The organism is Caulobacter sp. P1_B12_2 (genome assembly GCF_056406675.1).
Window position 1 is genome coordinate 1 of sequence record NZ_JBFTZS010000015.1, and the last position, 24,168, is coordinate 24,168.

The 24,168-nt window shown below is 66.1% G+C and carries 32 protein-coding genes and 1 pseudogene; 30 read left to right on the forward strand and 3 right to left on the reverse strand.

Translation table 11 applies throughout. The annotated features are described in order from the left end of the window. The coding region (locus AC1DZ6_RS01725) for a serine hydrolase (protein ID WP_477095472.1) at positions 1-1,337 on the reverse strand (1,337 nt) is incomplete at its 3' end. A 76-nt stretch (positions 1,338-1,413) separates the two neighbouring features. Beyond that, positions 1,414-3,069: an FAD-dependent oxidoreductase gene (locus AC1DZ6_RS01730; protein WP_477095473.1), complete on the reverse strand. Its 1,656-nt coding sequence runs from the start codon at positions 3,067-3,069 to the stop codon at positions 1,414-1,416. 131 nt (positions 3,070-3,200) lie between these two features. Between AC1DZ6_RS01730 and fdhD the strand changes: the two genes are divergently transcribed. The 6 genes from fdhD to AC1DZ6_RS01760 all read left to right on the forward strand — a co-directional run bounded on the left by fdhD (position 3,201) and on the right by AC1DZ6_RS01760 (position 10,591). Next, positions 3,201-4,016 (forward strand): formate dehydrogenase accessory sulfurtransferase FdhD, encoded by an 816-nt coding sequence (fdhD, locus tag AC1DZ6_RS01735; RefSeq protein ID WP_477095474.1) that lies wholly within the window; start codon positions 3,201-3,203, stop codon positions 4,014-4,016. Further along, positions 4,016-6,325, forward strand: coding sequence for an FdhF/YdeP family oxidoreductase (locus AC1DZ6_RS01740; protein WP_477095475.1), 2,310 nt, complete (start codon positions 4,016-4,018; stop codon positions 6,323-6,325). Before fdhD ends, AC1DZ6_RS01740 begins: the two co-directional genes overlap by 1 nt. Before the next feature lie 77 nt (positions 6,326-6,402). Beyond that, complete coding sequence (locus AC1DZ6_RS01745) at positions 6,403-7,581, forward strand: GNAT family N-acetyltransferase (protein ID WP_477095476.1); 1,179 nt, start codon at positions 6,403-6,405, stop codon at positions 7,579-7,581. Between the two features lie 11 nt (positions 7,582-7,592). Next, positions 7,593-8,492, forward strand: a complete 900-nt coding sequence (locus AC1DZ6_RS01750; protein ID WP_477095477.1) for a transcriptional regulator — start codon at positions 7,593-7,595, stop codon at positions 8,490-8,492. Between the two features lie 124 nt (positions 8,493-8,616). After that, entirely contained in the window at positions 8,617-9,456 is an 840-nt protein-coding gene (locus AC1DZ6_RS01755) for a GIN domain-containing protein (RefSeq protein ID WP_477095478.1), read from the forward strand. A gap of 157 nt (positions 9,457-9,613) precedes the next feature. Next, entirely contained in the window at positions 9,614-10,591 is a 978-nt protein-coding gene (locus AC1DZ6_RS01760; protein WP_477095479.1) for a glycoside hydrolase family 43, read from the forward strand. A 108-nt stretch (positions 10,592-10,699) separates the two neighbouring features. Here AC1DZ6_RS01760 and AC1DZ6_RS01765 read toward each other — a convergent pair whose 3' ends face one another. Continuing rightward, entirely contained in the window at positions 10,700-11,464 is a 765-nt protein-coding gene (locus AC1DZ6_RS01765; protein WP_477095480.1) for a hypothetical protein, read from the reverse strand. A 579-nt stretch (positions 11,465-12,043) separates the two neighbouring features. On the opposite strand from AC1DZ6_RS01765, the pseudogene AC1DZ6_RS01770 reads away from it, so the two are divergent. The 24 genes and pseudogenes from AC1DZ6_RS01770 to AC1DZ6_RS01885 form a co-directional block, all read left to right on the forward strand. Beyond that, positions 12,044-12,143, forward strand: a pseudogene (locus tag AC1DZ6_RS01770) (hypothetical protein); the annotation flags it as partial. Positions 12,144-12,156: 13 nt separating this feature from the next. Beyond that, positions 12,157-12,465 (forward strand): 30S ribosomal protein S10, encoded by a 309-nt coding sequence (gene rpsJ / locus AC1DZ6_RS01775; RefSeq protein ID WP_004616952.1) that lies wholly within the window; start codon positions 12,157-12,159, stop codon positions 12,463-12,465. A gap of 15 nt (positions 12,466-12,480) precedes the next feature. Then, the gene (gene rplC, locus AC1DZ6_RS01780; RefSeq protein WP_477095481.1) at positions 12,481-13,248 is read left to right on the forward strand and encodes a 50S ribosomal protein L3; all 768 of its coding nucleotides are present in this window, start codon (positions 12,481-12,483) and stop codon (positions 13,246-13,248) included. Continuing rightward, positions 13,248-13,886 carry a 50S ribosomal protein L4 gene (gene rplD, locus AC1DZ6_RS01785; RefSeq protein ID WP_477095482.1) on the forward strand — a complete coding sequence of 213 codons (639 nt, stop codon included), beginning with the start codon at positions 13,248-13,250 and terminating at the stop codon, positions 13,884-13,886. Before rplC ends, rplD begins: the two co-directional genes overlap by 1 nt. Then, entirely contained in the window at positions 13,886-14,182 is a 297-nt protein-coding gene (locus AC1DZ6_RS01790) for a 50S ribosomal protein L23 (RefSeq protein ID WP_477095483.1), read from the forward strand. The genes rplD and AC1DZ6_RS01790 overlap by 1 nt, the downstream gene beginning before the upstream one ends. 4 nt (positions 14,183-14,186) lie before the next feature. Further along, positions 14,187-15,026 carry a 50S ribosomal protein L2 gene (gene rplB, locus AC1DZ6_RS01795; protein WP_477095484.1) on the forward strand — a complete coding sequence of 280 codons (840 nt, stop codon included), beginning with the start codon at positions 14,187-14,189 and terminating at the stop codon, positions 15,024-15,026. Between the two features lie 3 nt (positions 15,027-15,029). Beyond that, a complete protein-coding gene (rpsS, locus tag AC1DZ6_RS01800; RefSeq protein WP_477095485.1) occupies positions 15,030-15,308 on the forward strand; it encodes a 30S ribosomal protein S19 in 279 nt (92 codons plus the stop codon). A 3-nt stretch (positions 15,309-15,311) separates the two neighbouring features. Continuing rightward, positions 15,312-15,692 carry a 50S ribosomal protein L22 gene (gene rplV, locus AC1DZ6_RS01805; protein ID WP_012285670.1) on the forward strand — a complete coding sequence of 127 codons (381 nt, stop codon included), beginning with the start codon at positions 15,312-15,314 and terminating at the stop codon, positions 15,690-15,692. After that, on the forward strand, positions 15,692-16,441 hold the full coding sequence (rpsC, locus tag AC1DZ6_RS01810) for a 30S ribosomal protein S3 (protein WP_028041108.1): 750 nt from the start codon (positions 15,692-15,694) through the stop codon (positions 16,439-16,441). The genes rplV and rpsC overlap by 1 nt, the downstream gene beginning before the upstream one ends. A gap of 12 nt (positions 16,442-16,453) precedes the next feature. After that, positions 16,454-16,894, forward strand: coding sequence for a 50S ribosomal protein L16 (gene rplP / locus AC1DZ6_RS01815; RefSeq protein WP_477095486.1), 441 nt, complete (start codon positions 16,454-16,456; stop codon positions 16,892-16,894). Beyond that, positions 16,891-17,085, forward strand: coding sequence for a 50S ribosomal protein L29 (gene rpmC / locus AC1DZ6_RS01820; protein ID WP_422181894.1), 195 nt, complete (start codon positions 16,891-16,893; stop codon positions 17,083-17,085). Before rplP ends, rpmC begins: the two co-directional genes overlap by 4 nt. A gap of 10 nt (positions 17,086-17,095) precedes the next feature. Continuing rightward, a complete protein-coding gene (gene rpsQ / locus AC1DZ6_RS01825; protein ID WP_007662746.1) occupies positions 17,096-17,335 on the forward strand; it encodes a 30S ribosomal protein S17 in 240 nt (79 codons plus the stop codon). A gap of 17 nt (positions 17,336-17,352) precedes the next feature. Next, positions 17,353-17,721: a 50S ribosomal protein L14 gene (rplN, locus tag AC1DZ6_RS01830; protein ID WP_007662742.1), complete on the forward strand. Its 369-nt coding sequence runs from the start codon at positions 17,353-17,355 to the stop codon at positions 17,719-17,721. Next, complete coding sequence (gene rplX / locus AC1DZ6_RS01835) at positions 17,721-18,035, forward strand: 50S ribosomal protein L24 (protein ID WP_012285674.1); 315 nt, start codon at positions 17,721-17,723, stop codon at positions 18,033-18,035. Before rplN ends, rplX begins: the two co-directional genes overlap by 1 nt. After that, positions 18,028-18,585: a 50S ribosomal protein L5 gene (rplE, locus tag AC1DZ6_RS01840; RefSeq protein WP_012285675.1), complete on the forward strand. Its 558-nt coding sequence runs from the start codon at positions 18,028-18,030 to the stop codon at positions 18,583-18,585. The genes rplX and rplE overlap by 8 nt, the downstream gene beginning before the upstream one ends. 21 nt (positions 18,586-18,606) lie before the next feature. Continuing rightward, positions 18,607-18,912: a 30S ribosomal protein S14 gene (gene rpsN, locus AC1DZ6_RS01845; RefSeq protein ID WP_007662736.1), complete on the forward strand. Its 306-nt coding sequence runs from the start codon at positions 18,607-18,609 to the stop codon at positions 18,910-18,912. A gap of 10 nt (positions 18,913-18,922) precedes the next feature. Beyond that, a complete protein-coding gene (gene rpsH / locus AC1DZ6_RS01850) occupies positions 18,923-19,321 on the forward strand; it encodes a 30S ribosomal protein S8 (RefSeq protein WP_007662733.1) in 399 nt (132 codons plus the stop codon). Positions 19,322-19,339: 18 nt separating this feature from the next. Beyond that, positions 19,340-19,873, forward strand: coding sequence for a 50S ribosomal protein L6 (gene rplF / locus AC1DZ6_RS01855; RefSeq protein ID WP_477095487.1), 534 nt, complete (start codon positions 19,340-19,342; stop codon positions 19,871-19,873). Positions 19,874-19,876: 3 nt separating this feature from the next. Beyond that, the gene (gene rplR / locus AC1DZ6_RS01860; protein WP_477095488.1) at positions 19,877-20,233 is read left to right on the forward strand and encodes a 50S ribosomal protein L18; all 357 of its coding nucleotides are present in this window, start codon (positions 19,877-19,879) and stop codon (positions 20,231-20,233) included. Positions 20,234-20,243: 10 nt separating this feature from the next. Beyond that, positions 20,244-20,849 (forward strand): 30S ribosomal protein S5, encoded by a 606-nt coding sequence (gene rpsE, locus AC1DZ6_RS01865; protein ID WP_007662727.1) that lies wholly within the window; start codon positions 20,244-20,246, stop codon positions 20,847-20,849. A gap of 3 nt (positions 20,850-20,852) precedes the next feature. Then, positions 20,853-21,044: a 50S ribosomal protein L30 gene (gene rpmD / locus AC1DZ6_RS01870; protein WP_477095489.1), complete on the forward strand. Its 192-nt coding sequence runs from the start codon at positions 20,853-20,855 to the stop codon at positions 21,042-21,044. 126 nt (positions 21,045-21,170) lie between these two features. Further along, positions 21,171-21,656 (forward strand): 50S ribosomal protein L15, encoded by a 486-nt coding sequence (rplO, locus tag AC1DZ6_RS01875; protein ID WP_477095490.1) that lies wholly within the window; start codon positions 21,171-21,173, stop codon positions 21,654-21,656. Positions 21,657-21,926: 270 nt separating this feature from the next. Next, the gene (gene secY / locus AC1DZ6_RS01880) at positions 21,927-23,285 is read left to right on the forward strand and encodes a preprotein translocase subunit SecY (RefSeq protein ID WP_477095491.1); all 1,359 of its coding nucleotides are present in this window, start codon (positions 21,927-21,929) and stop codon (positions 23,283-23,285) included. Between the two features lie 133 nt (positions 23,286-23,418). Further along, positions 23,419-23,988 (forward strand): adenylate kinase, encoded by a 570-nt coding sequence (locus AC1DZ6_RS01885; RefSeq protein ID WP_477095492.1) that lies wholly within the window; start codon positions 23,419-23,421, stop codon positions 23,986-23,988. Positions 23,989-24,168: the final 180 nt, after the last annotated feature.

Genomic DNA, 24,168 nt, shown 5'->3' on the forward strand with positions numbered 1-24,168 from the left:
GTCCGATCACGACCGCCCTGGTGCAGCACCAGCGCCGAGGCCGGGGCCTCGCCCGCCTGGGTGAAGCTCACCGTGGCGTTGACGACCTTGGCGAAGAACTCGCCCGGCGCGCTGGGGTAGATCGGGACGGGACCCTGGTTCGTGCCCTGGCTGATCAGCTGGTCGCCCTGGCGGCTGATGGTGAGGGTGAAGGTCGGCGACAGCACATAAGCGCCGACATAGCGGTCCAGCGTCGCGACGGGCAGGCTGATCGCCTTGGGCGCCGTCCACGTGCCGACACATAGCCCCGCCAGGGTGTCGGCGATGCTGCTGGAGGGCGTGGCGTTGTAGTTGGCCAGCACGATGGCGACGATCCCGTCCTTGGGATAGCGGGCGATGCCGGTCGAGAAGCCGTTGATCCCGCCGCCATGGCCGACCCGCTCGTGGCCGCCGTCGGTGTCGACCCGCCACCCGAACCCGTAGTGATTGCCGTAGTCGGTGAACATCGCCGCGCGCGAGGCGGGGGTCAGGATCTTGCCGTCGGCCAGGGCCCGGTCCCAGATCAGCAGGTCGCCGGTCGTCGAATAGAGCGAGCCGGCCGCGTAGGGCAGGGTCATGTCCAGGAAGTCAGCGTTCTTCCAGCCATCCTTGGAGCCCTGATAGCCCGAGGCTCGATGGCGCAGGATCACGCCGCTGACGTCGTAGCCGCTGTCCTTCATGCCCAGGGCCGTAAATATGTGCTTGGTCACATAGTCGGCATAGGTCTCGCCCGAGACCTTCTCGATCACGTAGCCGAGCAGGATGTAGCCGGTGTTGTCGTAGTTGTATTTCGCGCCCGGCTCGAACTCGAGCGGCTGGTCGCGGGTCAGCTTGATGATCTCGTCCGGCGTTCGCGGCAGCCGGGCCTCCTTGTCGAAGAAGCCGGGAAGGGCGGTGTAGCTGGGGATGCCGGAGGTGTGGGTCAGCAGGTGCTTGATCGTCACCTTGGCCCAGGTCGCTGGGGCGTCGGCGTAGTATTTCGAGATCGGGTCGTCGACCGACAGCTTGCCCTGGTCGACCAGTTGCAGGATCGCGGTGGCCGTGAACTGCTTGGTGATCGAACCGAGGCGGAACTTGGTGTCGGCGGTGTTGGCGACGTCCCACTCGCGGTCGGCCGCGCCGAAGCTCTCGCGCCAGACCGGCACGCCGTCCTTGGCCACAAGGATCGAGCCGCTGAAGCTCTCGCCTTCCAGGTGGGGCGCGATCACTTCGCGGGCCTGCTTCGCGTAGTCCGATGCGGCGCAGGCCGGCTGCGCGGCCCAGGCCGAGGTTGTCGATAGCAACAAAACGGTCGCCAGGCTGGCGGGGATCAAGTTCATCAGGCGCACCTCAGGTTGATCTGAGGCCACTAAACTTGGCCTTCGTGGCGACCGCAAGGCAGAGCTTTGGGCTCGCCTAGGCCGTCGTCACCGGTTCGGCCAGATAGGCGTGGATCGCCGCGACCACCTGGGCGCCTTCGCCGACCGCCGCCGCCACGCGCTTGACCGAGCCGGCGCGCACGTCGCCGATCGCGAACACGCCGTGGCGGCTGGTCTGCAGGGGCGGGTGGCCCGGGGCCAGGTCCGGGCCGGTGCGCACGAAGCCGTGGTTGTCCAGCTCCACACGACACTCGGACAGCCAGGCGGTGTTGGGCGCGGCCCCGATGAACAGGAAGAGGTGGCTGATCTCGCAGCGGTCCTCCTCGCCGGTGTCCAGATCGCGATGGCGGATCGCCCGAAGTTGCCCGTCCTCGCCTTCCAGCTCGAAGATCTCGTTGCGGACGACGACCTCGATATTGGGCAGGCTCTCGATGCGCTCGATCAGGTAGCGCGACATGCTGGCGTCCAGGCTCTTGCCGCGAATGACCAGCCAGACCTTGGCCACCTGGCTGGCCAGATAGACCGCAGCCTGACCCGCCGAATTGCCGGCCCCGACCAGCGCCACCTCCTGGCCGGCGCACAGCTTGGCCTCCAGCGGAGAGGCCCAGTAGTGGACGCTGCTGCCCTCGAACTCGTCGAGATTGGACACCTCCAGCCGGCGGTAGCGGGCGCCGCTGGCGATCACCACGGTCTTGGCCTGGGTCGTCTCGCCGCTGACCAGCTTCAGGTGATAGCCGCTCAGGCCGTCATCGCCGTCGCAGTCCAGGGTGGCCACCTCGTCGGGGATGGCCAGGTTGGCGCCGAACTTCTGGGCCTGATTGTAGGCGCGGGCCATCAGGGCCATGCCCGAGACGCCGGTGGGGAAGCCCAGATAGTTCTCGATGCGGGCCGAGGCTCCGGCCTGGCCGCCGAACGCGCGGGTGTCGAGCACCAGCACCGAGAGCCCTTCCGAGGCGGCGTAGACGGCGGTGGCCAGACCCGCCGGGCCGGCCCCGACCACGGCGACGTCGTAGACCCGGCTGGGATCCAGGTCGCCGACCATGCCGATGCAGCGCGCCAGCTCGGCGTTCGACGGGTGACGGAGAATCTGGCCGCCGGGGCAGAGCACGATCGGCAGCTCTGCCTCGTCGATCGAGAACCGCTGGATCAGCACCTTGGCGCAGTCGACGGTGTCGGGGTCGAGGTGCTGGTAGGGGTGGCCGTTGCGGCCGAGGAAGCCGCTCAGCCGGATGACGACGCCGTCGGCGGCGCGGCCGATGATGACGGGGCCTCCAGCCCCCGTTTCCAAGAGCCCGACGCGCCGCAGGATCAGGGCGCGCATGATCCGCTCGCCCAGTTCGGCCTCGGCGATCAGCACCGCGCGCAGCCGCTCGGGCTTGATCCGCAGCACCTCCAGATCGGTCAGGGCGTGGACGTCCACCAGGGAGGGGCGGCCCGACAGCTGGGCCAGCTCGCCGATGAAATGGCCGGGACCGTGTTCGACGATCACGTGGCTTTCGTCATGGGCGTCGCGGCGCGTGACCTCGGCTCTGCCTTCCAGCACCACCATCAGGCCGGGTGAGACCTCTCCGGCCTTGGCCAGCACGGCGCCGGCCTTGGCGTGGGCCACGTCGCCGAAGCGACGGATGCGGTCGATCTCCTCCGGCTTCAGGCGGGGGAACATTTGCTCGCGGCGGGTGTCGATGATGGCCATGGCCCTAGAGTGCTTTAGGATGGCCGCGCGGTCATCCGTCGCGAGCGATGGAATTTGAACGTTCGCGCCGTCATGAGCGGATCGGCGCTTCGGGGTTGGTGATGCGGCCGGCGAGGCGGTAAACTCCGGCCATGTCGAAAGCCGCCGCTCAACGCCATCCCGCCACCCAGTGGCGGGTCGGGGCCGGGTCCGAGACCATCGCCCGCGCCACCCCCCAGGAAGTCGCCGTGGGCCTGTCGTTCGACGGCCGGCCGCACACGGTCCTGATGGCCACGCCCGCCGATGTCGCCGATCTGGCCCTGGGTTTCACCATCACGGAAGCCGTGGCGCGCGCCGAGGATGTCCTCGAGATCGAAATCACCGATACGGATCTGGGAATCCTGGCCGATGTGAAGCTCAAGCCCGGCGCGATCCAGCGCAAGGCCCGGCCGCGCACCTTGGAAGGCCGCTCCAGCTGCGGGCTGTGCGGCGTGCAACGCTTGGCCGACGCCGTGCGGCCGCTGCCCCGGATCGAGGGCGGGGTGAAGATCTCCCATCAGGCGGTGCAGCGCGCGGTCGACGGCCTGGGCGCGGCCCAGGCCCTGGGCCAGCTGACCCGCGCCACTCACGCGGCCGCCTTCGCCGACGCGGAGGGAGGCCTGGTCCTGGTCCGTGAGGACGTTGGCCGTCACAACGCCCTGGACAAGCTGGCCGGCGCGATGGCGGCCGGTGAGCATCGGGCCATCGACGGCTTCGTGCTGGTCACCAGCCGCTGCTCGTTCGAGATGGTCGAGAAGACCGTGCGGATGGGATGCTCGATCCTGGTGGCGGTCTCGGCCCCCACCGACCTGGCGATCCGCCGGGCCGAGGACTCCGGCCTGGCCCTGGTCGCCCTGGCGCGCGCCGACGGCCACACCGTCTTCACCTATCCCGAGCGCCTGCTCGACGCCGTTCCGGAGTACGCGTGATGACCGACCGCAAGCCGAACGCGGGCGTTCCCGGCATTCATCGCTACGACAACGCCGCCGGCGGCTGGGGCGCGCTGAGGGCGGTGGCGGGCGCGCTGACCGACCAGGCGACAGTGATCGAGGGCGGCAAGACCCTGTTGCACGCCAACCAGCCCGAGGGCTTCGACTGCCCCGGCTGCGCCTGGCCCGATCCCAAGCACACCAGCTCGTTCGAGTTCTGCGAGAACGGGGCCAAGGCCGTGGCCTGGGAGGCGACGTCCAAGCGCGCCACGCCCGAGGTGTTCGCCGCCCACACCGTCGCCGAGCTGCTGACCTGGAGCGACCACGCCCTGGAGGACCTGGGCCGGCTGACCCATCCCATGGCTTACGACAGGGCGAGCGATCGCTATCTCCCCATCGCCTGGGACGAGGCCTTCACGCGCACCGCCGACGCCTTGCGCGCGCTGGACCATCCCAACCAGGCGGAGTTCTACGCCTCGGGCCGCGCCTCGAACGAGGCGGCGTTCCTGTTCCAGCTGCTGGGTCGCCGCGTGGGGACCAACAATTTCCCCGACTGCTCGAACATGTGCCACGAGCCGACCAGCGTCGGCCTGCCGGACTCGATCGGCATGGGCAAGGGCTCGGTGACGCTGGAGGACTTCGACCACGCCGACCTGATCCTCAGCTTCGGCCATAATCCCGGCACCAACCACCCGCGGATGATGACCACCCTGCGCGACGCCTCCAAGCGCGGCGCGACGATCCTGGCGTTCAATCCGCTGAAGGAACGGGCGCTGGAGAAGTTCGCCGCGCCGCAGGATCCGATCGAGATGGCGACCCTGACCTCGACCCCGATCGCCTCGGCCTATTACCAGCTGACCGTCGGTGGCGACGCCCTGGCGGTTCAGGGGATCATGAAGGCGGTGCTGGCCCTGGACGTCGAGAGCCAGGGCCCAAAACACAATGAGGGGGTTCTGGATCGCGCCTTCATCGCCGAGCACACCGAGGGCTTCGAGACGGTGAGAGCCGTGGTCGAGGCGCTGACCTGGGACGAGATCGAGGCCGGCTCGGGGCTGACGCGCGCCCAGATCGAGGAGGCGGCGCGGGCCTACGCCGCCGCCAAGGCGACGATCCTCTGCTACGGCATGGGCCTGACCCAGCACCGCAGCTCGTCCAGCACCGTGCAGCAGCTGGTCAACCTGCTGCTGCTGAAGGGCAATATCGGCCGCCCAGGCGCGGGGATATGCCCGCTGCGGGGCCATTCCAACGTCCAGGGCGATCGCACCGTCGGGATCTGGGAGAAGCCGTCGGCCGCCTTCCTGGACGCGATGGACAAGGTCTTCGCCTTCAAGTCGCCCCGCGAGCACGGCCACACCGTGGTCGAGGCGATCGCGGCCATGGAGACGGGCGAGGCCAAGGTGTTCGTCGGCTTGGGCGGCAATTTCGCGGTCGCCGCGCCGGATCCGACCCGGACCTTCGCGGCGATCCAGAAGGTGGGCCTGACCGTTCACGTCGCCACCAAGCTGAACCGCACTCACCTGCTGCACGGCGCTGAAAGCCTGTTGCTGCCGTGCCTGGGGCGCACCGAGATGGACCTGCAGGCGGGCGTGCGCCAGGCGGTGACGGTCGAGGACTCGATGTCGATGGTCCACGCCTCGCGCGGCCTGAACCCTCCGGCCTCGGACCAGTTGAAGTCGGAGCCCGCCATCGTCGCCGGGATCGGCGCGGCGCTGTTCGGACCCGACGACATCGTCGACTGGCCGGGCCTGGCCGCCGACTACGACCGGATCCGCGACCTGATCGAGGCGGTCTTTCCCGACGCCTTCGCCAACTATAATGAGCGCGTGCGCCAGCCGGGCGGCTTCCGCCTGCCGGTGCCGCCGTCCGAGCGGGTCTGGAAGACCCCCAGCGGCAAGGCCCAGTTCCTGGCCCATCGCCACGACGGCCAAGACGTCCGGCGCGGCCAGGCCGACGTCCTGGTGCTGACCACCCTGCGCAGCCACGATCAGTACAACACCACCATCTATGGCCAGAACGACCGCTACCGGGGGGTGTTCGGCCGCCGCGACGTGGTCTTCGCCCATCCCGACGATATCGCCGCGCGGGGCCTGAAGGCGGGCGACCGCGTCGACCTGACGGCGGCCTTCGACGACACGGGGCGGCGGGCGGTGCGCGGCTTCACCCTGGTGGAGCGGGACATCCCGCGCGGCTGCCTGGCCGCCTACTATCCCGAGACCAATGTCCTCGTGGCGTTGGAGGATCACGACCGGCGCAGCGGCACCCCGGCCTACAAGTCGGCGCCGGTCCGGCTGGCCGCCCACGCGGGCTGAAGTATCGATCTCGCCCTTTACGCTTTGGTCGCCACCTGATGCCTAAGGTTGCGCCAGCTTTGGGAGAGTTGGTCGCCGTGGACGCGCGGATCGACGTCGAGGTCGTGAAGGCCGCCGAACTGGGGGAGGGCGAGCGCGGGCTCTGGCGCGCCCTTCGCGCGGCGCATCCGCATCTGGCCAGTCCCTATTTCGACCTGCGCTATGTCGAGGCGGCCGAACGCGTCGCGCCCGAGGGCGGGGTGGCGGTGATCCGCCGAGGCGGATGGGTCGTCGGCTTCTTCCCATTCCAGCGACGCGGCGGGGCGCTGCAGCCGCTGGGCGCGCCGATGAGCGACTTCCACGGTCTGATCGCCGACCCCGCCGAAGGGCTCGCGTTGGACCAAATCGTAAGAGCCTTGGGTGGACGCCGCCTGCGGGTCAGCGGTCTGGTCGGCGCGCCGGTCCAGCCGGGGCTCCATGTTCGCCACGCGATGGTCGCCGACCTCTCGAACGGGTTCGAGGCCTATCAGGCGGGACGGGCCTCGGCCTTTCTGAAGGACAAGCGCCGGCGGATGCGGGCGCTGGAGCGCGACCACGGCGCCGTGCGGTTCGACTTCGACCGACCTTCGCCCGCCTTGCTGGAGCGGGTGATCTCCGAGAAGCGCGCCCAGATCCGTCGCACCCATCAGCACGACATCTTCGCCTGTGGTTGGACCGCGCGCCTGCTGCATGACCTGGACGCCGTCGCCGACGCCGATTTCGGCCTGCGTCTGGCGGTGCTGCGGGCCGGCGACGTGGTAGTGGCCGCCGAGCTGGGCCTGACCAGCGGCGATCGCCATCACCTGTGGTTCCCAATCTACGATCCGGACTACGCACGCTATTCGCCTGGCGCGCTGATGACCCTGGAGACCCTGAAGGTCTGCGCCGAGCGCGGGATCGCCCGCGTCGATTTCGGGCCTAGCGAAGAGGCCTACAAAGAAGACTTCGCCGACCCGGCCGACCCGGCGCTGGAAGGGTTGATCACGCCGCACGCGCCGTGGGCCGCGCGCGTGGGCGATCTTCCCGGCGGTCGCCGGATCGCGGCGGCCGGAACCCGGCTGAGCCGCCGCTTCGACCGCATCGCCGCCTGCGAACCCGGCCTGAGCGGCCAGATCAAGGGCGCGTCGTCTCTGGTCGCCGGCCTGACCATCCGCCATCCCCGCCTTACGCGGACCGTGGGCGCGGGTCTCGGCATCGGCCTGAGTCTCGGGCTCGGCCTCGCCCTGCTCGCCGATTGAAGGAGCCCGTCATGTCCAGCCTCGTCGCCGACTGGTCGGCGGACCAGAAAGCCGCCTTCGGCAAGACGCCGATCACGTTCCGGCACGGCCTGGCCGACACCGGCCTGTTCGACGACGAGCCGCTGGCGCGGCTGCTCGACGCCTATCCGGCCGAGCTCTACGACATCAACCTGTTCGACTTCGACGACCAGGGCCAGGCCACCATGCGCACCGGCGCGCGGGGCCGCTTGCCTGGGCGCGAGGTGCTGGAAGGGGTCAAGCAGGGCCGGATCTGGGTGCAGTTGCGCCGGGCCGAGGCCTACTATCCGGAGTTGGGCGCGCTGATCGCTCAGGCGTTCGCCGAGATCGCCGGCCAGGCGCCGGGCTTCCGGCCGGTGCAACTGAACGGCCAACTGATCCTGTCCGCGCCCCAGGCCAAGGTGCCGTTCCACGCCGATGCGCCTGGCGTGGCGCTGTTCCACATCCGCGGCCGCAAGCGGATCTGGATCTATCCCAACGACGAGGCCCACATGCCCCAGCAGGGCATGGAGAACATCGCGCTCAAGCAGCAGACCGAGGACCTGCCCTATCACCGGACGATGGACGCGCAGGCGCAGGTCTTCGACCTGGAGCCCGGCATGGCGGCCGCCTGGCCGCTGCACGCCCCGCACCGGATCGAGAACCAGGGCACGTTCAACGTCTCGCTGTCGGTGGACTATCAGACCTGGGGCTCGCGCCTGACCAACGGCGCCCACTACGCCAACGGCGTGCTGCGTCGCTGGCGCGCGCCGGTCGCGCCGATGCACCGGACGCCCATGGCGGCTCGCGCCGGGCTGTGGGCCGCGTCGCTGGCGATGAAGCGAATGGGCCTGGTCGAGGACCGGATCAAGGGGTTCGAACGCAGCTTCGACCTGGGCGACGTCAAGGCCTGATCCGACGCTGTTTGGATTGCGGCTCAATCATGACAACCGGGTCATGACCTCGAATTAAGTCGTTTCTCGATAAACGCGCGGCTAGCTTTCTCTCAACAACGCTTTTGTTCGAGGGAACACACTGATGCGCGCTCTTCTGCTTCTGGCCACCGCCGCCACCGCTCTGGGTTTCGCCGGCGCTGCTTCGGCCAGCCCGTCCGTGAAGTTCAAGGACGCCGTGGCCCGCGTCGAGGTGATCCCCGAGGCCCGCGGCGACGTGAAGGTCGAATTCCTGACCACCAACCAGAGCCTGCCGCTGCAGATCCGCCAGAACGGGAGCGACGTCACGGTCGATGGCGGCCTGAAGCTGAACCGCATCAACGGCTGCAACACCGTGATGGGCAAGCGCGTGGTCCACGTGCGCGGCGTCGGCGACGTGAAGTGGGAAGACATCCCGCAGGTCGTGGTGCGCGTGCCGATGAACGCCGAGGTCGCCGCCGCCGGCGCGGTGTTCGGCAGCGTCGGCCGCACCGATCGCCTGGAGCTATCCAACGCCGGCTGTGGCGATTGGACCGTGGCCAACGTCAAGGGCAAGCTGGACCTGAACCAAGCTGGCTCGGGCGACACCAAGGTCGGCAGCGCCGGCTCGGCCGAGATCAACATCGCCGGCTCGGGCGACGTGAAGACGCAAGCGATCGGCGGCGACCTGGAGATCAACATCGCCGGTTCGGGCGGCGTGACCGCGGTCAGCGTCAACGGCAAGCTCGAAGCCAACATCGCCGGCTCCGGCGACGTGACCGTCAACGGCGGCCGCTCGCGGTCGGTCGACGTCAGCATCATGGGCTCGGGCGACGTCGACTTCGGCGGCGAGGCCGACGCGGTCGAGGTCTCGGTGGCCGGTTCGGGCGACGTGCGCATCGCCAAGGCGAACGGTCCCGTTCACAAGTCGGTCGCCGGTTCGGGCGACGTGATCATCGGCCGCTAGTCGCTTACGCGTTTAGATGTTGTCACCCCGGCCCTCGCTCAACGAGGGTCGGGGTTTCAATTTGTGGCGCAGCTTCCCACGTTGTGATTTCTCTCGCGCCGACTAGATTGCCGGCCAGATCATCGAGGGAAGCGGCATGACCTTGCGGGCGTTGATATTGATCGGCGCCCTCGCGCTGCCCGTCGTCGCTCAGGCCGCGGCCTCCAAGCCGCTGTATCGAGACCCGATCACCGACGGCGCCGCCGACGTTTCGATCGTGTTCGACAAGGCCCATCGCCAGTGGGTGATGTTCTACACCAACCGTCGCGCCACGCTGAAGGCGCCAGACCCCAAGGACGTGGCTTGGGTCCACGCCACGCCGATCGGCATGGCGACCTCGAGGGACGGCCTAGCCTGGACCTATACGGGCGTGGCGAAGATCCCCGGCCAATGCGGCGGCGAGACCCTGTGGGCGCCTGAACTCTATATAGAGGGCGGCATCTATCATCTGTGGCTGACCGTGGTGCCGGGCGTCTTCCACCGCTGGGGCGAGAAGGGCGCGACCGCCCGGATCGTCCACCTGACCAGCAAGGACCTGAAGGCCTGGACCTGCGGCGACACGCTCGACCTGGGCTCCGATCGGGTGATCGACGCCAGCGTCGTCAAGATCGGCGGCCGCTACCGCCTCTGGTACAAGGACGAGCGCAAGGGCAGCCGGATCATGGCGGTCGAAAGCCCCGACCTCGTTCATTGGAAGCCGGTCGGCGACAGGCCCGTGGTCGACATGGCCGCCGAGGGGCCCAAGGTGTTCCGCTTCAAGGGCGCCTGGTGGATGATCGCCGACGCCTGGAAGGGGTTGGTGGTTCTGCGATCGGACGACGCCGAGACCTGGACCCTGCAGTCGAGCCGCCTCCTGGAGCAGCCCGGGATCCAGCCCACCGACACCGCCAAGGGCCAGCACCCCGACGTGGTGGTCAGCGGGGGCAGGGCGTTCCTCTACTACTTCGTCCACCAGTCCAACGAGCCGCAGGCCAAGACCGACCCTTACTACGGCCAGCGGACCGTGGTGCAGTTGGCGGAGTTGACGGAAGCGGGCGGGGTGCTGTCGGTCGACCGTGAGGCGCCGGTGAAGGGCGGGTTGATCCCGCCGAGGTGAGGCGGGTTCACCGAACCACGCTCGCGCTACATATATATAAAGTGAAACGCCCCGGAGCCGAAGCTCCGGGGCGTTCCCTTAGTCCGCTGATCGCGAACGGCGCGCTATCTAGCGGACGCCGAAGCCGAACAGGGTGTCGGCGTCGATCAGGTCGGCGCCCGAACGGTCGCGGGTCTTCAGGCTGCCGCCGAAGGTGTAGCGGAAGCCAACCTTCACGGCTTCGGCGTTCAGGTCCGCCAAGTCCTTGGACTCGGTGTGGGTGTACTTGCCGAAGGTCGACCAGCCGGTGTTGGCGAACTTGTATTCGCCGCCGACATTGACGTCCCAGATGTCGGCGTTCAGGCCGGCGTCAGCGTCCAGGTTCGAGTAGCCGGCGCCGGCGTCCAGACGGAAGTCGTCCGAGACGAAGTAGCGGGCTTCGCCGCGCACGGCCCACAGGTCGGCGTCCAGGTCGTTCGACTGGCCGTAGGCGACCAGGCCGTTCAGGGTGACCTTGTCGAAATACTTGGAGGCTTCGGCGCCGAYGGCCCACAGGGTGTCGTTCGACGGACGCGACAGGGCGGCGAAGCCGCCGACGCGAACGGTGTCGCCGGCGACCAGGGTCGTGGCGTGAGCGGCGGTCGAAGCGACGGTTTCGTCGCTCAGGTCGTTGTCGCTGACCGAGACGTTGCCGTTCAGGGTCACGGTCCAGGCGCCGGTCGGGATGGCGACGTTGCCGTCGACCTTCACCGAGGTGCCGTCGGCGTCGAGGCCGGTGGCCTTCACGTCGTTGTAGTTCACGGCCGCGCCGATCGAGCCGACGTTCTGAGCGAAGGCGGGAGCCGAGACGGCCAGCGCCAGGACGGCGGCGGCGGCAAAGAGTTGGGTCTTCATAGTGGGTAATCCCCTTACTGTGTGGCCTCGATCGGCGGGCGGTCGTTTTGGGGAGGGCCGCCCGTCCGTCGAGGAGCGGCGGATTTATGGAGCTTCGCCCTGAGGAACAAGACCGGACGGTACGGTCAGCGGCCATTTGATGCAGTTTTATGACACTTGCGGAGGCGGGTTAACGTCCCTATCGCGCTCGCTCGCACGTTCATGCTCTATTTCACGATGTTTCGAGCATGTTTCGTGCAACGACGTTATGTCTGGGCGGCGCCACCGGTCAAATCCACGCTCCTGGAGGAAGGCCGCGACCCAAGCAGAGGGGGCGGCGCCGTATCGGGCGCCTGATCAAGCTTGACCGAGGTCGTGGCCTTCGTCGCGACAAAGGGCGGAGGAGGGGAGAGGCGGAACCTTTTCTGAACCTCCCAAAACACGCCCCGAACCGCTTGACGAAACCGATTCTGGCACGTAAAAGCCCCACTCTGTTGGATCGGCTGTGAACTTTCGGGTTCAAACGCGGTCCGCGAACGACTGCCGACAGCGCCTTTCAGGGCGATGTTTTCAGTCACCGGCCCTAGCGGGTGACCGCCGGGGCCTATTTGTTTTGCGGACGCTGCGTGCGGAGTTCTCTCTTCGGAGGGGGTCCGAGTTGGTCTTTGAAATGGTTCGAGACGCGGGCGCAGCCCACTAGGAAACCGAGCGATATGGATCGTCAGAACATCCGCATCCGGCTCAAGGCCTTCGATCACCGCGTGTTGGATCATTCCACGCGCGAGATCGTGAATACGGCCAAGCGCACGGGTGCGACGGTACGGGGCCCGATCCCCCTGCCCACGCTTATCGAGAAATTCACCGTCAACCGCTCGCCGCACGTCGACAAGAAGTCGCGCGAGCAGTTCGAGATCCGTACGCACAAGCGCGTTCTCGACATCGTTGACCCGACTCCGCAGACCGTGGACGCGCTGATGAAGCTCGACCTGTCGGCCGGCGTTGACGTCGAAATCAAGCTGTAAGGAGGGCCGAAGCAGATGACTCTCCCCGCAAATCGTACTGGCGTGATCGCCAAGAAGCTGGGCATGACCCGCTTCTTCGATGAAACCGGACAGCACGTGCCCGTCACCGTCCTTTCGCTGGACGGCTGCCAGGTCACCGCCCAGCGCACGGTCGAGAAGGACGGTTACACCGCCCTGCAACTCGGCGCCGGCGCCAAGAAGCCCAAGAACACCCCGAACGCCATGCGCGGTCACTTCGCCAAGAACTCGGTCGAGCCCAAGCGGATCGTCGCCGAATTCCGGGTCGATGAAGCCGCTCTGATCGATGTGGGCGCGGAATTCACCGCTGACCACTACGTCGCCGGCCAGAAGGTGGACATCCAAGGCATCACCGTCGGTAAGGGTTTTGCCGGCGCCATGAAGCGCTGGAACTTCTCCGGTCTGCGCGCCACCCACGGCGTCTCGGTCTCGCACCGTTCGCACGGCTCGACGGGTAACCGCCAAGATCCGGGCCGTACGTTCCCGGGCAAGAAGATGGCCGGTCACCTGGGTCAGGAAACCGTCACCACTCTGAACGTCACCGTTTGGAAGGTCGACGTTGAGCGCGGTCTGATCCTGGTCAAGGGCGCCGTCCCTGGCTCGGAAGGCTCGTACGTCAAGGTTCGTGACGCGATCAAGAAGGCCGCTCCGGCCGACCTGCCGCGTCCGGGCGCCTTCCGTAAGGCTGGCGAGGCTCCGGCCGCCGCCGCTGAAACCCCCGCTGAGGAAGCCCCCGCGGCGACGACCGAAGAGGGCGAAGGCTAATGAAACTCGACGTCATCAAACTGGACGGCGGCAAGGCCGGTTCCGTTGATCTCGACGACGCCATCTTTGGCATCGCCGACATCCGCGGCGACATCCTGCAGCGCGTCGTCACCTGGCAGCTGGCCAAGCGCCGCTCCGGGAACCACAAGATTCAGGTCCGCAACGAGGTCTCTCGTACGGGCAAGAAGATGTACAAGCAAAAGGGCACCGGCTCGGCTCGTCACGGTTCGCGCCGTGCGGCTCAGTTCGTCGGCGGCGCCAAGGCCCACGGCCCTGTCGTCCGTAGCCACGCGTTCGATCTTCCCAAGAAGATCCGCGCGATGGCTCTGCGCCACGCTCTGTCGTCGAAGGCCAAGGCCGGCTCGCTCATCGTGCTGGACAGCGCCGTTCTGACCGATCCGAAGACGGCCGCCCTGCGCGCCACCTTCGACAAGATCGGCCTGAAGAACGCTCTGGTCATCGCGGGTCCGGAAGTGGACGGCAACTTCAAGCTCGCCGCCCGCAACATTCCGAACATCGACGTGCTGCCGAACGCCGGCCTGAACGTCTATGACGTGCTGCGTCGCCACACCCTGGTCCTCACGAAGGACGCGGTGGAAGCGATCTCGGCCCGTTTCGCTGAGAAGGAAGCCGCCTGATGGCCGCAACCGCCYKCCACTACGACACGATCCTGTCGCCGGTGATCACCGAGAAGGCCACCCTGCTCAGCGAGCAGAACAAGGTTGTCTTCCGGGTGTCCGCCGATGCGTCCAAGGACGAAATCGCCGCCGCAGTCGAAGAGCTGTTCAAGGTCAAGGTCACCAAGGTCAACACCCTGGTCACCAAGGGCAAGACCAAGCGCTTCCGTGGCATCATCGGACGCCGTTCCGATGTCAAAAAAGCCATCGTGACCCTGGCCGAAGGCCAGTCGATCGACATCACGACGGGGCTCTAATCAGATGGCCTTGAAGCATTATAACCCGACCAGCCCCGGCCAGCGCGGCCTGGTGCTGATCGACCGCAGCGAGCTCCACAAGGGCCGCCCGGAAAAGAAGCTGGTCGAAGGTCTGACCAAGTCGGGCGGTCGTGGCGGCAATGGCCGCATCGCGGTCCGCTTCCGCGGCGGCGGCGCCAAGCGCCTCTACCGTCTGGTCGACTTCAAGCGTCGTAAGCAAGGCACGGCCACGGTCGTTCGCCTCGAGTACGATCCGAACCGCACCGCCTTCATCGCCCTGATCAAGTATCAGGAAGATGGTGAGCTGGCCTACATCCTGGCCCCGCAACGCCTCAAGGCCGGCGACGAAGTCGTCACCGCCGAGAAGGTCGACGTGAAGCCGGGCAACTCCTCGCCGCTGCGGACCATGCCGATCGGCACGATCATCCACAACGTCGAGCTGAAGCCCGCCAAGGGTGGTCAGATCGCCCGTTCGGCTGGGGCCTACGCCCAGCTGGTCGGTCGTGACGCCGGTTACGCTCAGATCCGTCTGAACTCGGGCGAGCTGCGCATGGTGCTCGACACCTGCCTGGCCACCGTCGGCGCCGTGTCGAACCCGGACCACTCGAACCAGAACCTCGGCAAGGCCGGTCGTTCGCGTCACATGGGCCGTCGTCCTCACGTTCGCGGCGTCGCCATGAACCCGGTCGACCACCCCCACGGCGGCGGCGAAGGCCGCACCTCGGGCGGTCGTAACCCGGTGACCCCGGCCGGCAAGCCGACCAAGGGCGCCAAGACCCGCGTCAACAAGGCCACGGATAAGTTCATCATCCGTTCGCGCCACAAAGCGAAAAAGGGCCGCTAAGCCATGACCCGCTCCGTCTGGAAAGGCCCGTTTGTCGACGGGTACCTCCTGAAGAAGGCCGACGCCGCACAGTCGTCGGGCCGCAAGGACGTCATCAAGACCTGGTCGCGCCGCTCGACCATCATGCCGCAGTTCGTCGGCCTGGTGTTCGGCGTCCACAACGGTCAAAAGCACGTTCCCGTCTCCGTGTCGGAAGACATGGTCGGTATGAAGTTCGGTGAGTTCGCTCCCACCCGCAACTTCCCCGGCCACGCCGCCGACAAGAAGGCGAAGAGGAAGTAGGCCATGAGCCAAGCTAAACAACCTCGCCGCCTGCCGGCCAACGAAGCGATGTGCAAGGTCCGTACCTTGCGCACCAGCGCTCGTAAGCTGAACCTGGTCGCTCAGTCCATTCGTGGTCTGAACGTCCAGCGCGCTCTGAACGAGCTCGAATTCAGCCACAAGCGCATCGCTCAGGACGTCCGCAAGGCGCTGTACTCGGCGATCTCCAACGCCGAGAACAACCACAACCTCGACATCGACTCTCTGGTCGTCGCCGAGGCCTATGTGGGCAAGAACCTGGTTATGAAGCGCTTCTCGCCCCGCGCCCGCGGCCGTGCGACGCGCGTTGAAAAGCCGTTCTCCGAGATCACCATCGTGGTCCGCGAACTGGGTGAGGCCGCCTGATGGGTCAGAAAGTCAATCCGGTCGGGCTGCGGCTCGGCGTAAACCGTACCTGGGACAGCCGTTGGTTCGCCGACGGCGAACAGTACGGCAAGCTCCTGCACCAAGACCTCGCGGTCCGTGCGATGCTCAAGAAGCGCCTGTATCAAGCCGGCGTCTCGCGCATCATCATCGAGCGTCCGCACAAGAAGTGCCGCGTCACGATCTATGCCGCCCGTCCGGGCGTCATCATCGGCAAGAAGGGCGCTGACATCGACAAGCTCCGCAAGGACCTGTCGGTGATGACGGAAGGCGAGGTTCACCTGAACATCGTCGAAATCCGTAAGCCCGAAACCGATGCGCAGCTGGTGGCCGAGTCCATCGCCCAGCAGCTCGAGCGTCGTATTGCTTTCCGTCGCGCCATGAAGCGGTCGATCCAATCGGCCGTCCGTCTCGGCGCCAAGGGCATTCGCATCAACGTGTCGGGCCGCCTCGGCGGCGCGGAAATCGCTCGGATGGAATGGTATCGCGAAGGTCGCGTGCCGCTTCACACCCTGCGCGCCGACATCGACTACGGTTTCGCGGAAGCCAAGACCACCTACGGCATCATCGGCGTGAAGACCTGGATCTTCAAAGGCGAAGTGCTGGAGCATGACCCGATGGCGCTCGACAAGCGTCTCGCCACTGAGTCCGGCCCCGCCGGCGAAGGTGGTGGGCGCGAGCGCGGCGATCGTCCCGACCGGGGTGATCGCGGCCGTCGCGATCGGGGCTAAGGATAGAGCGCTATGCTGTCACCGAAAAAAACCAAGTATCGCAAGCAGTTCAAGGGCCGTATCCACGGCACCTCGAAGGGCGGCACCCTGCYGAACTTCGGCTCCTACGGTCTGAAGGCCGTTGAGCCGGAACGCATCACCGCGCGCCAGATCGAAGCGGCTCGTCGGGCGATCACTCGCCAGATGAAGCGCCAAGGTCGCGTGTGGATCCGCATCTTCCCCGACGTGCCGGTCACCGGCAAGCCGGCCGAAGTCCGGATGGGTAAGGGCAAGGGCGCCGTGGACCACTGGGCCGCTCGCGTGGCTCCGGGCCGCATCATGTTCGAAATCGACGGCGTGCCGGACGATATCGCTCGCGAAGCCCTGCGCCTCGGCGCGGCCAAGCTGCCGATCCGTACCCGTGTCGTCACCCGCATCGACGCTGGTGCGGCTCTGGAGGCCGAAGCGGCATGACCAAGATCCAAGACATCCGGGGCATGACCCCTGACCAACTCGCCGAGCAACTGCTCAACCTGAAGAAGGAGCAGTTCAACCTGCGCTTCCAGGCCGCGACCGGTCAGGTGGAAAAGACCCACCGCGTTGGCGAGATCCGCAAGGACATCGCCCGCATCAAGACCGTGCTGCGCGCCAAGGCCGCGGCTTAAGGAGAACGATATGCCCAAGCGTATCCTCGAAGGGGTTGTCGTCTCCGATAAGGGCGACAAGACCGTAGTGGTTAAGGTTGAACGGACCATCGTTCACCCGCTGCTGAAGAAGATCGTGCGTCGGTCCAAGAAGTACCACGCGCACGATGAGAGCAATGCGTACAAGGCGGGCGAAGTTGCCCGCATCGTTGAGTGCGCTCCGAAGTCCAAGCTGAAGACCTGGGAAGTCCTTCCCAAGGCTTCTGCTTAATCTGGAAGGTTTGAACCATGATCCAGATGCAAACTAACCTGGAAGTCGCCGACAACTCCGGCGCTCGCCGGGTCATGTGCATCAAGGTGCTGGGTGGCGCAGGTCGTCGCTACGCCAGCGTCGGTGACGTGATCGTCGTGTCCGTGAAGGAAGCCATTCCGCGCGGCCGCGTGAAGAAGGGTGACGTGCTTCGCGCCGTCGTCGTTCGCGTGAACCAAGGCATGAAGCGTAAGGACGGGTCGCTGATCCGTTTTGACAAGAACGCCGCGGTCATCGTCAACAAGCAGAGCGAGCCGGTCGGCACGCGGATCTTCGGCCCGGTTCCTCGCGAACTGCGCGCCAAGAACCACATGAAGATCATCTCCCTCGCCCCCGAGGTGCTGTAATGGCTGCCAAGATTAAAAAGGGCGACCGCGTTGTCGTCCTGGCCGGCAAGGACAAGGGCAAGCAAGGCGCTGTGACCCAGGTCCTCGTCAAGGCGAACCGTGTCCTGGTGCAAGGCGTGAACCTGGTTCAACGCCACACCAAGGCCACCCAAGCTGATCCGCAAGGCGGCATCAAGAGCAAGGAAGCCGCGCTGCACGTCTCGAACGTCGCCATCGTGGATTCCAAGGGCAAGCCCACCCGCGTCGGCTTCAAGATCGAAGGCGACAAGAAGGTGCGTTTCGCCAAGACCACGGGCGAGGTGATCAATGGTTGATCAAGCTTACGAGCCGCGGCTGAAGTCCGAATATCGCGCGCGCATCCGCGCCGCGATGAAGGAACAGTTCGCGTACACCAACGAAATGCAGATCCCCAAGCTGGACAAGATCGTCCTGAACATGGGCATCGGCGAAGCTGTGGCCGACTCCAAGAAGGCCCAGACCGCGCTGAAGGATCTGATGGCCATCGCCGGCCAGAAGCCGGTCGCCACGAAGGCCCGCAAGTCGATCGCCGGCTTCAAGCTGCGCGAAGGCATGGTGGTCGGCGCGAAGGTGACCCTCCGCAAAGATAAGATGTACGAGTTCCTCGACCGCCTGGTCACGATCGCGCTGCCGCGCGTGAAGGACTTCCGCGGCCTGAACGGCAAGAGCTTCGACGGTCGTGGCAACTACGCCATGGGCCTGAAGGAGCACCTGGTGTTCCCGGAAATCAACTATGACCAGATCGAACAGATCTGGGGCATGGACATCATCGTCTGCACCACTGCGAAGACCGATCAGGAAGCCAAGGCTCTCCTGAAGGAATTCCAGTTCCCGTTCACGAATTAAGAGCGGGCAGGGAAAAGCACCATGGCAAAGAAAAGCGCCGTTAACCGCAATCTCGCGGTCAAGGCCCTCGTTAAGCAGTATGCCAGCAAGCGCGTCGCGCTGAAGGCCATCGCCAATGACGAAAGCCTGCCGCTCGAAGAACGCTTCGAAGCCCGCCTGAAGCTCGCGAAGCTTCCGCGCAGTTCGTCCGCCGTTCGCATCCGTAACCGATGCGAAGTGACGGGCCGCCCGCGCGCCTATTATCGCAAGCTGAAGATGAGCCGGATTGCGCTCCGCGAGCTCGGCTCGTCGGGCCAGATCCCCGGTCTCGTCAAGTCGAGCTGGTGAGGACGATCAGATGTCGATGAACGATCCCCTGAGCGATATGATCGCTCGCATCAAGAACGCCGCCACGCGCAAGCGCGCCAAGGTTGCGACGCCGGCTTCCAAGCTGCGCGCCCGCGTCCTGGACGTGCTGGCCGACGAAGGCTACATCCGCGGCTACTCGCTCGTGGAAAAGCCCGGTGCGTTCCCCGAATTCGAGATCGAGCTCAAGTATTTTGACGGTGAGCCCGTGATCGCTGAAATCAGCCGCGTGTCCAAGCCTGGCCGCCGCGTCTATTCGTCGATCAAGGACCTGAAGCCGATCAAGAACGGCCTGGGCATCTCGATCCTTTCGACGCCGAAGGGCGTCATGTCGGACTCCGCCGCCCGCGACGCTAATGTCGGTGGCGAAGTCCTCTGCCGCGTCTACTAGGCGCGGGAGGGAAAGAGCATGTCACGTATCGGTAAAAAAGCCGTCGCGATCCCCTCGAACGTGCAAGTCACGATCGACGGGCAGACGGTCACGGTGAAGGGCCCCAAGGGGCAACTCGCCTGGACCATCGCCGAAGAGATCGCCGTTTCGCAGGAAGGTTCCGACCTCCTGCTGACGGCGCGCGATGAGAGCAAGCGCGCCAAGTCGATGTGGGGTCTGTCCCGCACGCTGGTCGCCAACATGGTGCAAGGCGTCACCGCCGGCTTCGAGGAAACCCTCGAACTGGTGGGCGTTGGTTACCGCGCCGCGATGAAGGGCGATGCGCTCTCCATCCAGCTCGGTTTCTCCCACGATGTGAACGTCGAGCCTCCGGCCGGCGTCACCTTCGCGGTGCCCAAGCAGACCGAAATCAAGATCGCCGGTGCTGATAAGCAGGCGGTCGGCGAGATTGCCGCGAAGATTCGCCGCATTCGTCCGCCGGAGCCCTACAAGGGCAAGGGCGTGCGGTATGCTGGCGAGAAGGTTCGCCGCAAGGAAGGCAAGAAGAAGTAAGCCATGGCGCTCTCACCTCGCGAATCCGCCGTGCGTCGTGCCCAACGCACCCGCACCCGCCTCAAGGCCCTGTCCAATGGTCGCCCGCGTTTGTCGGTCTTCCGTTCGTCCAAGAACATCTACGCCCAGGTCATCGATGATGAACGCGGCGTGACCCTGGCTCAGGCCTCCACCCTCGAGGGTGAAGGCAAGACCAAGGGCGCGGACAAGGACGCGGCCGCTCTGGTCGGCAAGCTCGTCGCCGAGCGCGCTATCGAAAAAGGCGTCAAGGACGTCGTTTTCGATCGTGGCGGCTACATCTTCCACGGACGGGTGAAAGCCCTGGCCGACGCCGCGCGCGAAGCCGGCCTGAACTTCTAAGGGAAACATCATGGCTCGTGGTGATCAACAGCGCGGAGAAGGCGGCCAAAACCGCGGCCGTCGCGACCGCAACGCCCCCGAAGAGCGGGTCGACAGCGACATCGTCGAAAAGCTCGTCCACATCAACCGCGTCGCCGCCACCGTTAAGGGCGGCCGTCGCTTCAGCTTCGCTGCTCTGATGGTCGTCGGCGACCAAAAGGGCCGCGTCGGCTTCGGTCATGGCAAGGCGCGTGAAGTGCCGGAAGCCATCCGCAAGGCGACCGAAGAAGCCAAGAAGACCATGGTTCGCGTTCCCCTGCGGGAATCGCGCACCCTGCACCACGACGGCTACGGCCGTTGGGGCGCTGGCAAGGTCATGATGCGCGCTGCCCCTCCCGGCACGGGCGTCATCGCCGGTGGTCCGATGCGCGCGGTTCTCGAAACCCTGGGCGTCCAGGACGTCGTGGCCAAGTCGACGGGTTCCTCGAACCCGTACAACATGGTTCGCGCCACGTTCGAAGCCCTGAAGGTTCAATCGTCGCCTCGCCAGATCGCCGCCAAGCGCGGCAAGAAGGTTGGTGACATTCTCGGCCGCCGCGCCGACGGAGCTTCGGCTCCGGACGCCATCGAGGGCTAAGACATGGCTACCGCAAAAACCAAGACCGTGAAGGTTCGCCAGACCGGCAGCCCGATCCGTCGCAACGCCGTCCAGCGCGCCACGCTCGCTGGCCTGGGTCTCAACAAGCTGGGTCGCGAGTCCGAGCTGGAAGACACCCCCTCGGTGCGCGGCATGATCCGCAAGGTCCAGCACCTGCTGGAAATCGTCGAGTAGTTCTGCTACGAGACGTCGAAATCGCCACCCCGGTGAAAGCCGGGGTGGTTTTCGTTTAAGTTCGACACCGTTTTCAAAGCCGAGTCCGGCCATTGGCCGGGCGCAGATCTCCAAGGAGAGGCACACATGACCAAGCTTAATGAACTGGCTCCGGCTCCCGGCTCGACCAAGGGCCGCATGCGCATCGGCCGCGGCCCGGGTTCGGGCAAGGGCAAGACCGGTGGTCGCGGCGTTAAGGGCCAGAAGGCGCGCTCGGGCGTCGCCATCGCCGGCTTCGAAGGCGGCCAGATGCCGCTGCACATGCGTATGCCTAAGCGCGGCTTCAACAACCCCTTCCGCCTCGACTTCGCCGAAGTGAACCTGTGGCGCCTGGAACAGGCCGTGGAAGCCGGCAAGTTCAAGGCCGGCGCCGAACTGGGCGCCGCTGAACTGATCGCCGCGGGCGTGATCCGTCGCGAACTGGACGGCGTGAAGCTGCTGGGCAAGGGCGAAATCAAGTCGGCCCTGAAGCTGACCGTCTATTCGGCGACCGAAGCGGCCATCAAGGCCGTTGAAGCCGCCGGCGGTTCGGTGACCGTGACCAAGAAGGCCAAGGTTCAAGCCGAAGCCTAAGACCATAATGTCATCCCGTAGACGGCCTTGGCCGTCGCCGGGATCGCGGTGAGGGCAGGGGAGACCCGCCCAACCCGCAGTTTCTCAGTCGGGATGACAGAATAACGAGGCTCGCCGTGACATCGCGGCGAGCCTCACCTATGTACGGCTCCGTACTCGGGCTTTGTCCGGCCCCCGGCGATTCATCGCCGATCGGACCTGGCCCGGAATAATGCTTGGAGCGCGAACCTGACCGCGGATGCGGCGCGCGCTCTCGACGTGGGGATTTGAATGGCCTCGGCCGCCGAACAACTCGCAGCCAACATGAACTTCGGGTCCTTCCAGAAGGCCACCGAACTTCATAAGCGTATCTGGTTCACGCTCATCGCCCTGATCGTCTATCGGCTCGGCACCTATGTGCCGATCCCGGGGATCAATCCGGAAGCCTTCGCCGCCGCGTTCTCGCAGCAGTCGAAGGGCATCCTGGGCATGTTCAACATGTTCTCGGGCGGCGCCGTGCAGCGCATGGCCGTCTTCTCGCTGAACGTGATGCCCTACATCAGCGCCTCGATCATCGTGCAGCTGATGGGCTCGGTGTATCCGCCGTGGGAAAAGCTGAAGAAGGAAGGCGGCGAAGCCGGCCGCAAGACCCTCAACCAGTACACCCGCTACCTGGCCGTGGTGCTGGCCCTGGTGCAGTCGTTCTCGATCGCCGTGGGCCTGCAGAGTCAGGCGGGCATGGTCGTCGGCGGCATCGCCCCCGTGTTCTTCATCATCTCCACCGTCGTGTCGCTGACCGGCGGAACCCTGTTCCTGATGTGGCTGGGCGAGCAGATCACCAGCCGGGGCGTCGGCAACGGCGTGTCCCTGATCATCTTCGCCGGCATCGTGGCGGCCCTGCCGCTGGGCGTGGTGCAGATGTTCACCCAGGTGCAGACCGGGGCGATGTCGGGCTTCGCCCTGTTCGCCGTGGCCGTGCTGGCCGTGGCCGTGATCTTCTTCATCGTCTTCGTCGAGCGCTCGCAGCGCCGGCTGCTGGTCCACTATCCCAAGCGCCAGCAGGGCAACCGGATGATCGGCGGCGACACCTCGTTCATCCCGCTGAAGCTGAACACCGCCGGCGTCATCCCGCCGATCTTCGCCTCCAGCCTGCTGCTGCTGCCGACGACCGCCATGGGCTTCCTGGCCACGGCCACCCTGCCCAACTGGCTGCAATGGCTGCCGACCGCGGTCGGCGCGCTGCAGCACGGCCAGCCGCTGTTCATGGTGCTCTATGCGGCCCTGATCATCTTCTTCTCGTTCTTCTACACCTCGGTCGTGTTCAATCCCGACGAGACGGCGGAGAACCTGCGCAAGTACGGCGGCTTCATGCCGGGCATCCGTCCGGGCAAGCGGACGGCAGAATATCTGGACTATGTCCTGACCCGCCTGACCGTGATCGGCGCCGCCTACATCACGGCCGTCTGCGTCCTGCCCGAGTTGATGATGAACAGCATGGGTCCGACCAAGTTCACCCTGGGCGGCACCTCGATCCTGATCGTCGTGACCGTGACCATGGACACGGTCGCCCAGATCCAGTCCCACCTGCTGGCGCACCAGTACGAAGGCCTGATCAAGAAGTCGAAGCTGCGCGGCGGCAAGGGGCGCTAGCCCTTTCTGGACGCGACGTAAGGCACGAACGCGGAAGCCGGTTTGTCACAAACCGGCTTCCGTTTTTAGCGAACCCACTCTAGGTCTGAGCGGACACGGGCGGCAGACCCGTGGAAACGCAGGAAGCGCATTGATGAACTTGATCCTGTTCGGGCCGCCGGCGGCGGGCAAGGGCACCCAGGCCAAGCGCCTGGTCGAGCAGCGGGGCATGGTCCAGCTGTCGACCGGCGACATGCTGCGCGCCGCCATCGCCTCGGGCTCTGAGCTCGGCCAGAAGGTCAAGGGCGTGCTGGACCGCGGCGACCTGGTCACCGACGAGATCGTCATCGCTCTGATCGAGGATCGGCTGCCCGAGGCGGAAGCCGCCGGCGGGGCCATCTTCGACGGTTTCCCCCGCACGGTCCCCCAGGCCGAGGCCCTGGACGCCATGCTGGCCAAGCGGGGTCAGAAGATCGACTCCGTTCTCCGACTCAAGGTAGACGAGCCGGCTCTGATCGAGCGGATCTCCAAACGATTCGCCGAGCAAAATCGACCCGACGACAATCCGGAAGTGTTCGTGACGCGCCTGGCGGCCTACAACGCCCAGACCGCGCCGCTCCTCCCGTACTACCGGGAGCAGGGCAAGCTCACGGAACTTGACGGCATGGCCTCGGTGGAAACCGTGGCCGGCTCCATCGACGCCGCGCTTTCGGTCGTGGCTTAAGACTTCGTTGGAATCCTCTCGATTGAGCGGATTCCGCCATTGACGGATGCGCAACTATCCCTATAACGGGGCGCTTCCGCGAAAGGGCGCGATCTGTGCGCGCCGGACTGGGTCGAAAGACCGGGCCGGGCGCGCCGTTCGCGTCTTTAGTGCGTGACTAGGAGAACATTAGACGTGGCC